Source organism: Amaricoccus solimangrovi (genome assembly GCF_006385685.1).
In the GTDB taxonomy this organism is placed as follows: Bacteria; Pseudomonadota; Alphaproteobacteria; order Rhodobacterales; family Rhodobacteraceae; genus Amaricoccus; species Amaricoccus solimangrovi.
Genome location: NZ_VFRP01000001.1, coordinates 518,731 through 532,329, shown reverse-complemented (window position 1 = coordinate 532,329; position 13,599 = coordinate 518,731). Strand labels below are relative to the sequence as shown.

At 69.7% G+C, this 13,599-nt stretch carries 9 protein-coding genes and 1 tRNA gene; 5 read left to right on the top strand and 5 right to left on the bottom strand.

Annotated features, from left to right (window positions below; genetic code table 11):
- The 4 genes from FJM51_RS02475 to FJM51_RS02460 all read right to left on the bottom strand — a co-directional run.
- On the bottom strand, nucleotides 1-1,158 hold a 1,158-nt coding region (locus tag FJM51_RS02475; protein ID WP_181164413.1), incomplete at its 3' end, for a restriction endonuclease subunit S.
- Entirely contained in the window at nucleotides 1,155-2,093 is a 939-nt protein-coding gene (locus FJM51_RS02470) for a GIY-YIG nuclease family protein (RefSeq protein ID WP_140452508.1), read from the bottom strand. The genes FJM51_RS02470 and FJM51_RS02475, both read right to left, overlap by 4 nt.
- A complete protein-coding gene (locus tag FJM51_RS02465) occupies nucleotides 2,090-3,682 on the bottom strand; it encodes an HsdM family class I SAM-dependent methyltransferase (RefSeq protein WP_140452507.1) in 1,593 nt (530 codons plus the stop codon). Before FJM51_RS02465 ends, FJM51_RS02470 begins: the two co-directional genes overlap by 4 nt.
- A 400-nt stretch (nucleotides 3,683-4,082) precedes the next feature.
- Nucleotides 4,083-4,172 (bottom strand) — tRNA-Ser (locus FJM51_RS02460).
- Between the two features lie 307 nt (nucleotides 4,173-4,479).
- Between FJM51_RS02460 and FJM51_RS02455 the strand changes: the two genes are divergently transcribed.
- Nucleotides 4,480-6,300: a monovalent cation:proton antiporter-2 (CPA2) family protein gene (locus FJM51_RS02455; protein WP_140452506.1), complete on the top strand. Its 1,821-nt coding sequence runs from the start codon at nucleotides 4,480-4,482 to the stop codon at nucleotides 6,298-6,300.
- Here FJM51_RS02455 and truA read toward each other — a convergent pair.
- Nucleotides 6,297-7,070: a tRNA pseudouridine(38-40) synthase TruA gene (gene truA, locus FJM51_RS02450; RefSeq protein ID WP_140452505.1), complete on the bottom strand. Its 774-nt coding sequence runs from the start codon at nucleotides 7,068-7,070 to the stop codon at nucleotides 6,297-6,299. The genes FJM51_RS02455 and truA overlap by 4 nt on opposite strands.
- 102 nt (nucleotides 7,071-7,172) lie before the next feature.
- Here truA and FJM51_RS02445 point away from each other — a divergent pair, with 102 nt between their 5' ends.
- From FJM51_RS02445 to FJM51_RS02430, 4 genes are all read left to right on the top strand, one after another.
- Nucleotides 7,173-8,594, top strand: coding sequence for a YcjX family GTP-binding protein (locus FJM51_RS02445; protein ID WP_233712938.1), 1,422 nt, complete (start codon nucleotides 7,173-7,175; stop codon nucleotides 8,592-8,594).
- Nucleotides 8,591-9,625, top strand: coding sequence for a YcjF family protein (locus tag FJM51_RS02440; RefSeq protein ID WP_140452503.1), 1,035 nt, complete (start codon nucleotides 8,591-8,593; stop codon nucleotides 9,623-9,625). The genes FJM51_RS02445 and FJM51_RS02440 overlap by 4 nt, the downstream gene beginning before the upstream one ends.
- A gap of 161 nt (nucleotides 9,626-9,786) precedes the next feature.
- Nucleotides 9,787-12,741: an isoleucine--tRNA ligase gene (gene ileS / locus FJM51_RS02435; protein WP_140452502.1), complete on the top strand. Its 2,955-nt coding sequence runs from the start codon at nucleotides 9,787-9,789 to the stop codon at nucleotides 12,739-12,741.
- 2 nt (nucleotides 12,742-12,743) lie between these two features.
- Nucleotides 12,744-13,598: a hypothetical protein gene (locus tag FJM51_RS02430; RefSeq protein WP_140452501.1), complete on the top strand. Its 855-nt coding sequence runs from the start codon at nucleotides 12,744-12,746 to the stop codon at nucleotides 13,596-13,598.
- The last annotated feature ends 1 nt before the right edge of the window (nucleotide 13,599 follow it).

The following is a 13,599-nucleotide window of genomic DNA, read 5'->3' as shown; positions in this document are numbered from 1 at the left end:
GCCGAGGCGTGGATATTCATCGCCCATATCCGCGTCCTGACCAGGCGCCTCGCAAGGTATTGGCACGGCGCGTAGAGTTTCGAGTCCGGCTCTTAGACGGCGGGAATACTCCTCTGCCTCATGCTCGCTTGGCGCCGGCACTTCCAGCCTTTCTATCTCCGATTTCGTAATAGCTTGGCGTGTGGCTCCTGCTTCCGCAATGCGCAAAAGATTGGCATTCATATGTGGATGGCATAGCGCGCCCATTATGAAATCGGTGAATATCGCGTTGCTTGGACGGATAATTGCAACATGCTGATTCACTCGCGCTCCCGACAGGGAGTCGTCAGAACGACAGCAACGGGCCACGGAGGCACCTGTGATGTTGAGGAACACATCGTTTTCGGTAACTTCAACATTGGAGAGTTGCCGTGCCGCTGCATCATCGATGCAGACCATCCCCTCTTCCGAAAAGATCCCGTCCCGGACGTTCATACTTCGAATAAACTTCGTCCCCTTCTCTCGATAAACAGTTGCTCCACCGCGCGGTGTAGCGCCACTGCCAACCTTGGAAGTGATCTCGCCGAGGGGCACGAACTCTCGATCGCGCGACCTCTCGACCGGATCTCCGAACATCTCCGCGAAGATCGCCCCTGGGAGCGCGTCGAGCAGAGCGAGGGCCTCGCGGCGGCGGCGGCGCAGGGCGTCGGCCGCGTCCAGAATCCCCGCGATCCGCCGCTGCTCGGCGAGGGGGGGGAGGGGGATTTCGGTCGTGGCCAGCTCTGAAGGCGGCAACCTGGGCAAGTTTATGCCCGTAGATTTATTTGCCGCTTCGGCAACCTGTGCCGGAGACCTCAAGTAGTGCAGAAGAAACATGCGATCGACCCTCTTTCCGGGGCGGATCGGTAAAATATCGGTGCTGCAGACACCGCTACGGTCAGGCGCGACGATCTTCGCAAGGTAAGGGCGAAGCTTGCCATAGAGGATTGTCTCGCTGTCGAATCTGAACTTGTTGCTCGCTAACTCTCCAGCCGAAACCGTGATCGGTGCGAAGAATGCGCCCCACGAACCGATGTGTTCGAGGCCGACGTAGGTGGTGCCAGTTCTGATATCTCTAGGTTCGACGGCTCTCCGTTCTATCTCCGCTAGCTCATGCAGTGCCACCATCGGCCAACTCATGCCGTCGCCTCCTGGCGCGCCGCCCGCGCCTGCTGCCAGTCGTGATAGGTCTCCCTCGATCCCCTCACCTTCCACTCCGTCCGCCCGTTGCTGTTGCGGTCCAGCACGACCGCCGCGGCGGCCGAGGGGCTGTTAAAGGGCCAGGGCTTCGAAAAGCGCAGCCTGTCCGTCGCCTGTCCAAGCCCCTGTGGGACCAGCACGCCATCGGCGATCAGCTTCTCCTTCAATTCACGGTAGCCCAGCTGCACATAGCCGGTGCCGGTCAGCGCCTCGGAGCCTTCCAGCACGATGAACTCGCCCTCCTCCTCCACCGCCGTCGCCTGCACGCCGCTCTTGTGCCGGATCTCGAAATGCACCTCGCCCGTGGTGCGCTGCTCGGCCGGTTGCGCCGCCTGGCTGACCGCGCGGGGCTGCGGCTTCAGCATGTCGAGCCCGATCACCGGCAGGATGATGGCGAGATTGGCGAGGAACTGCTCCATATTGGCGACATCCGCCTCGGGCAGGCGCCGGCGGCCATGATCGGGCGAGGTGCCGTTGTCGAGCACCACGCGCCCCGCCTTCCGCGCGATCTCGATCAGCCGCGCCTCGAGATATTCGGCGTGGCCCTTCGACAGATCGTCGTCGCTGGTGGTGACCGCGATGGCCGTCTCCCAGAACTCGCGCTTGACCGCGCTCTGCCGGATCCGCTCGGCGACCGAATTGCCCGAACCGATGTAGACGCGCGTGCCGCCCGCCGTCGCGGGATCGGGCCCGGCGAGGACATAGACGCCGGTGCGGTCCACCTCGTCCCGCGCGGTCAGGTCGCCGAAGGCGGAGGCGCCGCTCACGAAGAGCATCCCGGTCCAGCCGTGGATCGTCGCCTTGCGCAGGCCCGTGGGTTTTCCGTCCACCAGGAAGAGCTGGATGGTGCGCCCGAAGGTCTCAGCCGTGCTCACTCGGCCGCCTCCAGCGCGACCCCGGCCAGCATCGCCTCCAGTTCGTCCAGTCCCTCGGAGATCTCCCGCTCCATCTCGCGCAGGCGCGACAGGATCTCCGCCGGCGCCTCATGCTCGACCGCGTCGTGCTCGATCTCGCGATAGCGGTTCAGCGACAGGTCGTAGCCCGCCGCCGCGATCTCGGCCTTCGGCACGACGAAGCTCCGCGCGGTGCGCGGCCGCGCGCGCTCGGTCCCTTCGCGCTCCCGCCAGCGGGCGAGCGCGTCGGGCAGATCGTTCAGCGCGGCCTCCGCTTCGGTCAGGTCGGCCCACGGACCGAGCTTGTTCTCGTCCACCAGGAGGTTGCGCTTGTCGTCGAGGCTCAGACCATCGGCGCGCAGGTCATAGAACCAGACGCCTTCGGTGCCGCCGGAATCGGTGCGCTGGAACATGAGGATCGCCGTCGAGACCCCGGCATAGGGCCGGAACACCCCGGCGGGCAGCTTGACTACGCCTTGCAGCTGCTGGTCCTCGACCAGCATCCGCCGCACCTCCTTATGCGCCTTGTTGGACCCGAAGAGCACGCCGTCGGGCACGACCACCGCCGCCCGGCCGCCGCGCTTCAGGAGCCGCAGGAACAGGGCGAGGAACAGGAGCTCGGTCTTGCGGGTGCTGACGATTCGGGTCAGGTCCTTCGCCACCGCCTCGGCGTCGAGGGAGCCGGCGAAGGGCGGGTTGGCGAGGATCAGCGAATAGGCCTCGGCCTCGTCGCCATGCTCCTCGGTCAGGGAGTCGCGATAGGTGATCCGCGCGTCCTCGAACCCGTGCAGCGCCATGTTCATCGCGCCGAGGCGCAGCATGGTGCCATCGAAGTCATGGCCGTTGAACATCGCGGTCTCGACATGAAGCCGGGCGTCGGGGTCGGTCCAGGCATCGGGGTCATGGCGCCGCAGGTATTCGGCCGCGCCGACGAGGAATCCGGCGGTTCCGCATGCGGGATCGCAGATCACGTCGTCGCGGCGCGGCGCGGTCATGGCGACCATCAGCTCGATGATGTGGCGCGGGGTGCGGAACTGTCCGTTCTGGCCCGCGCTCGCGATCTTCGAGAGCATGTATTCGTAGAGGTCGCCCTTGGTGTCGCGCTGTCGCATGGGCAGGTCGGAGAGCAGGTCGACGACCTTGGCGAGAAGCCTGGCCGTCGGGATCTCGTATCGCGCGCTCGCCATGTGCTTGCGGAGAGGAGCGCCATCCGAGCCGAGACGGCGCAGGAACGGGATCAGGTGGTTCTCCGCCGCTTCCTGCATCTCGGCGGGCGGCAGGGTTGCGAAGCGGCTCCAGCGGAGGTCTCCGTAGGGCCGGCCATCGGCGACCTTCTCGCCTTGCTCGTCGACGATCGGAATGCTGTCATGGTTATCGGGAAAGAGATCGCGTTCGAGGGCCGTTCCGCGCGCCCGGGCCTGCCGCTCGGCGCGGGTCTGCGTCTCGTCGAGTCCCTTGAGGAAGAGAAGCAGCGTCAGCTGCTCCATGACCGTCGCCGGATTCGACAGGCCGCCGGTCCACATCGCGTTCCAGATGGTGTCGACCTTCGTCCTGATCTCGCCGGTTATCATCGGTGCCTCCGTTGCTTGCGCACAACCTGCAATTTCATGGCGCTGGTGTCTACTTGGCTAACGGGCGCGGTGGGGCGCGCCGCGACCGACCGGACGCCGCTGTTCTTGAACGTCGCGAGCCCCCGGATTCGCAACCTCGCTTTCCGGACTAGGTGAACGGCGCGCATGCATGACGCCGGCGATGGGCCACGCGGCTACCTCCCTGACCAACGGGTTGCGGGCCTGCCTCAGGTTTTGTCGGTAAAGTCGATTCTGTCTCGCATGTCGGCGAGCTTTGTCGGCCAAAGGGATTCCTCGCCAGACTGCGCTACCCATCGCATCCAAGCGCATTTGGTTTGGCGGATATTTTGGCGGGTATCTGCCAAAATCAGCCAATTTTCCAAGATAAATCAAGGGGATCTGGCGGAGAGACAGGGATTCGAACCCTGGGTGGGGTCACCCCCACAACGGTTTTCGAGACCGCCCCGTTCGACCACTCCGGCATCTCTCCACGCGGGGTGGACGCTTAAGCGTGTTGCGCGGTGACCGCAAGGGCTATCTTGAAGGGGAGAGGGCGAAATCGGTGGCGGGCCGCCGGGCGGACGGCGCGGACCGGGGCGGCGGGGGGCCGCGGTCAGGCGATCGATCCGGCCGGGGCGTGCGCCGCCCTGCCCCGCCGGCGTCCCGGCGGGATGGGCCGGCGGCCGGCGCTGTCGTCCCGGCGGGATTTCGAGGCTTCTTCTTCGCCGCGCGGGGTGGCAAGGTCGGCGGCGCCGGGGCGCGAGGCACCGGGCTTCATCGACGACGGGGACAGCGGGATGGAACACGAAGCGGCGCGGGCCGTCGGGGCCGCGGGCGAGGCCGCCGCGCACGGCGTCGCCGCGCACGGGGTCGCGCTGCCGCCGATCATCGTGCTGCTCGCGGCCGGCGTGATCGCCGTCCCGCTCTTCCGCCGCGCCGGGCTCGGCTCGGTGCTCGGCTATCTCGCGGCCGGGCTGGCGATCGGGCCCTGGGGGCTCGGCGTCTTCCAGGATGCCCAGTCGATCCTTCCCGTCGCGGAACTCGGCGTCGTCATGTTCCTCTTCGTCATCGGCCTCGAGATGCAGCCCTCGCGGCTCTGGGCGATGCGCGGCGAGATCTTCGGCCTCGGGCTGACCCAGGTCGGGGTCTGCATGCTGCTGCTCTGGACCGTCGGCCTCGGCCTCGGCTATCCGATCGCGGCATCGCTGATCTCGGGCACCGGCTTCGTGCTCACCTCGACGGCGATCGTGATGCAGATGCTCGAGGAGCGGCGCGAGATCAACCAGCCGGGCGGGCGGCGGATCATCTCGATCCTGCTGCTCGAGGATCTCGCGATCGTGCCGCTGCTCGCGCTCGTCGCCTTCCTCGCGCCGGGGGGCGAGGAGACGACGCTCGGCGCGCGGCTCGGGGCGGTCGCGGTCGGCCTCGCCGCGATCGGCGGGCTGATCCTCGCCGGGCGCTACCTGCTCGACCCGCTCTTCCGGCTGCTCGCCCGCGCGGGGGCGCGCGAGGTGATGACGGCCGCGGCCCTGCTCGTCGTGCTCGGCGCCGCCTATGCGATGCAGCTCGCCGGCCTCTCGATGGCGATGGGCGCCTTCCTCGCCGGCGTGCTGCTCTCGGAATCCTCGTTTCGCCACCAGCTGGAGGCGGATGTGGAGCCGTTCCGGGGGCTCCTGCTCGGCCTCTTCTTCCTCGGCGTCGGCATGGCGCTCGACCTTCGGGTGATCGCGGCGAACGCGGGGCTGGTCGCGGTCTCGGTCATCGGCTTCACGGCGCTGAAGATCACCGGCATCTACGGCGTCGCGCGGCTCTTCCGCGCCTCCCGGAGCGAGGCGCTGGAGCGGGCGGTGCTGATGGCGCAGGGGGGCGAGTTCGCCTTCGTGCTCTATGCGACCGCGACGGCGGCCGGCATCCTCGGCCCGACCGAGAACGCGCTCCTGACCGCGATCATCATCATCTCGATGGCGCTGACGCCGCTTCTCGTGATGCTGCGCGACCGGTTCGCGCCGGCGGCCGAGCCCGGTTCCGAGGAGGATGTCGAGGTCGCGGACGGGCTCCGGGGCGCGGTTCTGCTGATCGGTTTCGGCCGCTTCGGCCAGGTGGTCAGCCAGCCGCTGCTCGCCCGGGGCGTCGAGCTCTCGATCATCGAGATCGACACGCGGCGCATCCGCGACGCGGGCGATTTCGGCTTCAAGGTCCATTACGGCGACGGCTGCCGGCTCGACATCCTGCGCGCGGCGGGGGCGGCGGAGGCCGAGCTCGTCATCTACGCCGCCGACGACGCCGAGGCGGCGACCAGGGTGGCCGAGATCATGCGCGACGAATTCCCGCTGACTCCGCTTCTCGCGCGCGCCTTCGACCGGGAGCACGCGCTCGAACTCGTGCACGCGGGCGCGGGATGGCAGATCCGCGAGACGCTGCATTCCGCCTGGCTCACCGGCGAGGAGGCGCTGCGCCGGCTCGGCTTCGACGCCGAGGCCGTGGCCGGGACCATGGAGGACATCGCGCGCCGCGACGCCGAGCGCTTCGAGACCGAACTCGTCGGCGGGCTCCATGCCGGGCGGCGCTTCCTCTACGGCAATCTGCCGAGCAAGGGGCCGGAGACCGATCCGGCCTAGGGCCGCTCGAAGAGCGGCGCGGGGTAGCGCACCTCGATCAGCGACAGGCCGTCCGGCGGGCAGACCGGGCCGCAGGCGCTCCGGTCGCGGGCGGCCAGCGCCTCGGCCACGCGCCCGGGCGGCCAGGCGCCGGTCCCGACCCGCTCCAGCGTGCCGACGATCGAGCGCACCTGGTTGTGCAGGAAGGAGCGCGCGCGCAGATGGAAGCGGATCTCGCGCCCGGCCGGATAGTCGAGTTCCTCGATCCCGACCGCGTCGAGCGTGCGCACCGGGCTCGGCGCCTGGCAGATCGAGGAACGGAAGGTCGTGAAATCGTGGCGCCCGACGAGATGGGCCGCGGCCGCCCGCATCGCCTCGAGATCGAGCGGATGGTTCACGCGCCAGGCGAAGCCGCGATCCTCGGTCAGCGGCGCGCGGCGCGCGACGAGGCGGAAGCGGTAGCGGCGCTCGACGGCGTCGAACCGGGCGTGGAACGCCTCCGGCACCTCCACCGCCCCCGTCACCGCGACGGGGTCGGGCTTCAGGTGCCAGTTCAGCGCCTCGGAGAGGCGGAACGGATCCCAAGCCCTCGGCAGGTCGAGATGCGCCACCTGGCCCGCCGCGTGCACGCCCGCGTCGGTACGCCCCGCTCCGAAGACGGCGCCGGCGCCGGGCGAGATCCGGGCGACCGCGGCCTCGAGCGCGCCCTGCACGCTCGGATGCTCGGCCTGCCGCTGCCAGCCCGCGAAGGGGCGGCCGTCATATTCGATCCTGAGCGCGTAGCGGGGCATGGCCGCCCCCTACCCCGCCCGCCGCCGCTTGCCAAGCCATTGCCGCGCCCGGCCCGAACCACTACCTGTTGGAGCCAGACCCAAGGCCCGAAGGACGCGACGGTGCTCTCCCGACTGACCAGCGGCGTGACCCGCGCCATCGAGGACGCGATTTCCGAGACCAGCGCGCTCTTCTTCGACCCGGTCGTGCGCCTCGGTGTCACCGGCCTCAGCCGCGCGGGCAAGACCGTCTTCATCACCTCGCTCGTCGCGAACCTGCTCAGCCGAAGCCGGATGCCGCAGCTGCGCGCCGAGGCCGAGGGGCGGATCGTCGCGGCCTATCTCCAGCCCCAGCCCGACCATTCCATCGCCCGCTTCGCCTACGAGGATCACCTCGCCGCGCTGATGGGGCCCGAGCCCCACTGGCCGGAGAGCACCCGCTCGATCTCGACGCTGCGCCTGTCGCTGAAGGTCAAGCCGGCGGGCTTCCTGACCGGGCTGACCGGCACCCGGACCGTGCATCTCGACATCGTCGACTATCCCGGCGAATGGCTGCTCGACCTGCCGCTGATGGAGCAGGACTACGCGAGCTGGTCCGCCACCGCGCTCGGGATCGCGCGCCGGCCGGGTCGCGCCGAGCACGCGGGCCCCTGGCTCGCGCTTCTCGACGAGACCGACGCGGCCGCGCCGCTCGACGAGATCCGCGCCCGCGATCTGGCGGCGCGCTTCACCGACTATCTCGCAGCCTCCCGCGCCTCGGGGCTCTCCAGCGTCGCGCCGGGGCGGTTCCTGATGCCGGGCGACCTCGAAGGCTCGCCCGCGCTCACCTTCTCGCCGCTGCCGAAACCCGAACGCGCGCGCTCCGGCTCGCTCTGGCGGACCTTCGAGACGCGGTTCGAGGCCTACAAGCGCCTCGTCGTCGGGCCGTTCTTCCGCAATCATTTCGCGAAGCTCGACCGGCAGATCGTGCTCATCGACGCGCTCGGCGCGATCCACGACGGGCCGCGCGCGCTCGAGGACCTGCGCGCGGCGATGGCGGAGATCCTCTCCTGCTTCCGGCCCGGGCAGAGTTCCTGGCTCGCGCCGCTGCTCGGCCGGCGGATCGACCGGATCCTCTTCGCGGCGACGAAGGCCGACTACCTGCACCACGACCAGCACGCGGCGCTGGCCGCGATCACCGAGGCGCTGGTGGCCGAGGCGCGCTCGCGCGCGCGCTTCCGGGGCGCGGAGACCGGCGCGATGGCGATCGCGAGCGTGCGCGCGACCGTCGAGCAGATGGTGAGCCGCGACGGCCGCGAGATCGGCGTGGTCCGGGGCCGGCGCGCCGATACCGGCGCCGAGGCCGCGCTCTTCCCCGGCCGCCTGCCCGCCGAGCCGGGCGCGCTGCTCGCGCCCGCGCGGAGCGGGGCGGAGACCTGGCTCGACGCGGCCTACAGCGTCACCCGCTTCGCGCCGCCGGTGCTGATGCTCGGCCCCGATGGCGCGCCGCCCCATATCCGGCTCGACCGCGCGGCGGATTTCCTGATCGGAGACTATCTCGCATGAGCCCTTCCGATAAGCGCGGCGACGCGCCCTTCGTGCTCGACACCGAGGCGCTGCCGCCGCCCGTCGTCGTCAGCCCCGCCGACGCGCCGCCCCCGCCCGAGGATGACGCGCCCTCGGGCGAGGCGATGCTGCGCATGGCGCGGATGGCGACCCGCGCGCGCCGCTCCTCCTGGGGCAAATGGTTCTGGGGGCTCTTGACGAGCCTCGTCAGCCTCGTCGTCTCGATCGCGGCCTATGACTATGTGACGAACCTGCTCGCGCGGAATGAGACGCTCGGGCGGATCGTGCTCGGCCTGCTGATCGCGCTTGGCCTGGTCGTGCTCGTCCAGATCCTCCGCGAGATCCGGGCCTTCCGCAAGCTCGGTCGGATCGACGCCTTCCGCGCCGACGCGGAGGCGGCGCTGCGCGTCGCGGACCGGACGGCGGCGGTGGACCTCTCGCGCCGGCTGCAACGCTTCTACGCCGGGCGGCCCGAGATGGCCTGGACGCGCGACGAACTGGAGCGCAGGCGCGAGGACGTGCTCGATGCCGACGCGGTGCTGGCGCTGACCGAGCGGTCGCTCTTCGCGCCGCTCGACGCCGAGGCGCGCACCGAGATCGAGGCGGCGAGCCGCATGGTCGCCGCGGCCACCGCGATGATCCCGCTCGCGATGATGGACGTCCTCGCCGCGCTCTCGGCCAATATCCGGATGATCCGCCGGATCGCCGAGATCTACGGCGCGCATTCCGGCTTCTTCGGCTCCTGGCGCCTGCTCGGCACCGTCGCCACGCATCTCGTCGCGACCGGCGCGGTCGCGGCGGGCGACGATCTCGTCCATACCGCGCTCGGCGGCACCGTGCTCGCGCGGCTCTCGCGCCGCTTCGGCGAGGGCGTGGTGAACGGCGCGCTGACCGCGCGGGTCGGGATCGCCGCGATGGAGGTCTGCCGGCCGCTCCCGTTCTCGACCCTGCCCCGGCCCCGGGTCTCGAACGTGATCGGCCGCTCGCTGACCGGGCTCTTCCAGACCGGGGAACGGGAAAAAGCGGATTGAAGCGCGCGGAGCGCTTCTCTATAGCCAATCCCCATGTTCAGGCATTCCGCGCGGCGCATCCGAATTACCAGCCCGGCGCTCTGAGTTCCGCTCAGGGCCGCCGGATTCGTGCGGTATCGCACCCTTGCCTGCCTCCCCTTGCCCGAATACGGAACCGCCTCATGTGCGCCGATACGCCCGACCTGACCACCACCGACAAGACCGAACCCGAGTACAAGGACACGCTCTTCCTGCCGCGCACCGGCTTTCCGATGCGCGCGGGCCTGCCCCAGCGCGAACCGGGCTGGCTGGAGCGCTGGGAGCGGATCGGAGTCTACGACCGGCTGCGCGAGAAGACCGGGCGCGCCCCCTTCATCCTGCACGACGGCCCGCCCTACGCGAACGGGCATCTGCACATCGGCCACGCGCTCAACAAGACGATCAAGGACATGGTGGTGCGCTCGCACCAGATGATGGGCCATGACGCGCGCTACGTCCCCGGCTGGGACTGCCACGGCCTGCCGATCGAATGGAAGATCGAGGAGCAGTACCGCGCGAAGGGGCTCGACAAGGACGCGGTCGACACGATCGCCTTCCGGCAGGAATGCCGCCGGTTCGCCGAGGAATGGGTCGGCATCCAGCGCGAGGAATTCAAGCGGCTCGGCGTGATCGGCGCCTGGGAAAACCCCTATCTCACCATGGCCTTCCACGCCGAGGCCGTGATCGCGGACGAGTTCATGAAGTTCCTCATGAACGGCGCGCTCTACCGCGGCTCCAAGCCCGTGATGTGGTCGCCGGTCGAGAAGACCGCGCTCGCGGAGGCCGAGGTCGAGTACCACGACCATACCAGCCACACGATCTGGGTGCCCTTCGCGGTGGTCTCCGCCAGCGACTTCGAGAACAATGGCGCTTGCCTCGGCGCCGACCTGCTCTCGGCGCGGGTGGTGATCTGGACCACGACGCCCTGGACCATCCCGCAGAACCGCGCCGTCGCCTTCTCCGAGACCATCGCCTACGCGCTCTATTGCGTCACCGAGACGGCGGAGAACAGCGCGGCGAAGCCCGGCGAGACGGTGATCCTCGCCGAGAAGCTCGCCGACGAGGTGTTCCGCGCCGCGAAGGTCACGGGCTACGACAAGCTACGCTCCGTCTCGCCCGACGAGCTTCGCGCGCTCACCCTCGCCCACCCGTTCCGGGGCATCGAGGGCGGGAGCGGCGAATGGGATTACGACGTGCCCATGCTCCCCGGCGAGCACGTCACCGACGACGCGGGCACCGGCTTCGTCCATACCGCGCCCAGCCACGGCGACGACGACTACCAGCTCGGCCTGAAGTTCGGCCTGCCGATGACCTACAACGTCGAGCCGGACGGCACCTACCGCGCCGACCTGCCGCTGCTCGGCGGTCAGGCGATCATCCTCCCGAACGGCAAGGAAGGCCCGGCGAACGTCAGCGTCATCAAGGCGCTCGCCGCGACCGGCACGCTCTTCGCCAAGGGCAAGGTCAAACACTCCTACCCGCATAGCTGGCGCTCCAAGGCGCCGCTCATCTTCCGCAACACGCCGCAGTGGTTCGCCGCCATCGACCGCCCGCTCGACGACGGGCTCGACGCCCACGGCGCGACCATCCGCGAACGCGCGCTGGCCTCGATCGACGAGCTGGTGAAATTCACCCCCGTCTCCGGCCAGAACCGGCTGCGCTCGATGATGCAGACCCGCCCCGACTGGGTGCTGTCGCGCCAGCGCGCCTGGGGCGTGCCGCTGACCTGCTTCGTCAGGAAGGGCGCGAAGCCCGAGGATGTCGATTTCCTGCTCCGCGACGAACAGGTGAACGCCCGCATCGTGCGCGCCTTCGAGGCCGAGGGCGCCGATGTCTGGTACCGCCCCGGCTTCAAGGGCGAGATCCTCGCCGGGCTGCACGACCCGGAGGCGTACGAGCAGATCTTCGACGTGCTCGACGTGTGGTTCGACTCCGGCTCCACTCACGCCTTCGTGCTGCGTGATCGCGCCGATGGCGTGCCGGACGGGATCGCCGACGTCTATCTCGAGGGCACCGACCAGCACCGCGGCTGGTTCCATTCCTCGATGCTGCAGGGCTGCGGCACGATGGGCCGCGCGCCCTATCGCAACGTGGTGACGCACGGCTTCACGCTGGACGAGAAGGGCATGAAGATGTCCAAGTCGCTCGGCAACACGGTCGTGCCCGCCGAGGTGATCAAGCAATACGGCGCCGACATCCTGCGCCTCTGGGTCGCGCAGGCCGACTATTCGGTGGACCAGCGCATCGGCCCGGAGATCCTGAAGGGCACGGCGGACAGCTACCGGCGCCTGCGCAACACGCTCCGCTTCCTGCTCGGCTCGCTCGCGGATTTCGACGAGAGCGAGCGCGTGCCCGCCGCCGAGATGCCGGAGCTCGAACGGTTCATCCTGCACCGGCTCGCGGAACTCGACGGGATCGTGCGCGACGGCTACGCCCGGTTCGACTTCCAGCACGTGTTCCAGCAGCTCTTCCAGTTCTGCACCGTGGACCTCTCGTCGCTCTATTTCGACATCCGCAAGGATTCGCTTTACTGCGACGCGGCGACCGACCCGCGCAGGCGGGCGGCACGCACGGTGATGGATCTGCTGTTCCACCGGCTCGTCACCTGGCTCGCGCCGATCCTGCCCTTCACGATGGAGGAGGTCTGGCTCGACCGCTTCCCCTCGGAGAACGGCTCGGTGCATCTCGAGGACTTCCCGCGCGCCGAGGGCGCATGGTTCGACCCCGAGCTCGCGCTCCGCTGGGAGACGATCCGCCGGGTGCGCCGCGTCGTCACCGGCGCGCTTGAAGTGGAGCGGCGTGAGAAGCGCATCGGCGCGAGCCTGGACGCCGCGCCGACGGTATACGTCGCCGAGCCCGAGACGGCGGCGCTCCTCGCCTCGGTGCCCTTCGACGAGATCTGCATCACCTCGGGCCTCGCCGTCGAGACCGGAGCCGCGCCGGACGGCGCCTTCGCGCTCGACGACACGCCGGGCGTCGCGGTGGTTCCCCGCCTCGCGCCGGGCGGGAAATGCGCGCGCTGCTGGCGGATCCTGCCCGACGTGGGAACGCACGCCCACGCCGCCACCTGCGCCCGCTGCGACGAAGCCCTGGGCTGAGAATGGAAACCCGCCCGGTCGAGGGGAGACAGGTCGTCCTGCACATCGGCCTGCCGAAGACCGGGACGACCTTCCTCCAGCATCAGGTCTTCGCCAAGGCCCGCGGGCTCAGCTTCGTTCACCGCCGGATCACGCCGGAATGGGAGCGCCTCTGCTTCGACCTGCGCCGCCTCGGCCGCTGGCCGGCGCTGGCCGCCCCCTTCCCGCGCCACCGCGTCGCCTCGGGCCTCCGCGCCGCGGCGCCGCGCGATCCCGGCACGCTTCTCGTCTCGGACGAGAACATCGGCGTCGACGCCTATTCGCTCTGGCGCGACCGCGGCCCCTCGCCGGAGCAGGTCGCGGCCCGGCTCGTCCCGCTCGCCGAGGCGGTGGCCGCGCTCGGCCGGCTCCGCGTGCTGATCGGCGTCCGGCGCCAGGACCAGTGGCTCGCCTCGCGCTACGCCGAATCCTCGCGCCATTTCGACGCCTTCGGCCAGGTCGATTTCGACCGCCGCATGGCGCGCCTCCACGGCGCCGCGCATCTGTCCGGCCCGTGGCGCTGGGCGGATTACGCCGCGGTCGAGGCGGCCTTCGCCTCCGCGCTCGGCCCCGAGAACGTGATGCTGCTGTCGCTCGAGCATTTCACCGGCCGGCCGGTCCGCGCCACGCACGCGCTCGAGCGCTTTCTCGGCGCGGATCTCAACCCCGCGCGCGTCCGCGGACGGGGCCGGCGCAATGCCAGCGCGCTGAGCGAGAATGTCTGGCGCATGCGCGGCGGCGGCGAGCTGCGCCTGACGCGGGATGTCCAGGACATGATCCTGGAGCGATTCGCGCCCTCGAACGCGGAACTCTCGCCCCGGGCGGAACTCGACTTCTGAA

Coding starts and splice junctions, on each gene's coding strand:
- ileS (WP_140452502.1), top strand. CDS start 9,787: ATGTGCGCCGATACGCCCGACCTGACCACCACCGACAAGACCGAACCC.
- FJM51_RS02440 (WP_140452503.1), top strand. CDS start 8,591: ATGAGCCCTTCCGATAAGCGCGGCGACGCGCCCTTCGTGCTCGACACC.
- FJM51_RS02430 (WP_140452501.1), top strand. CDS start 12,744: ATGGAAACCCGCCCGGTCGAGGGGAGACAGGTCGTCCTGCACATCGGC.
- FJM51_RS02455 (WP_140452506.1), top strand. CDS start 4,480: ATGGAACACGAAGCGGCGCGGGCCGTCGGGGCCGCGGGCGAGGCCGCC.
- FJM51_RS02465 (WP_140452507.1), bottom strand. CDS start 3,682: ATGATAACCGGCGAGATCAGGACGAAGGTCGACACCATCTGGAACGCG.
- truA (WP_140452505.1), bottom strand. CDS start 7,070: ATGCCCCGCTACGCGCTCAGGATCGAATATGACGGCCGCCCCTTCGCG.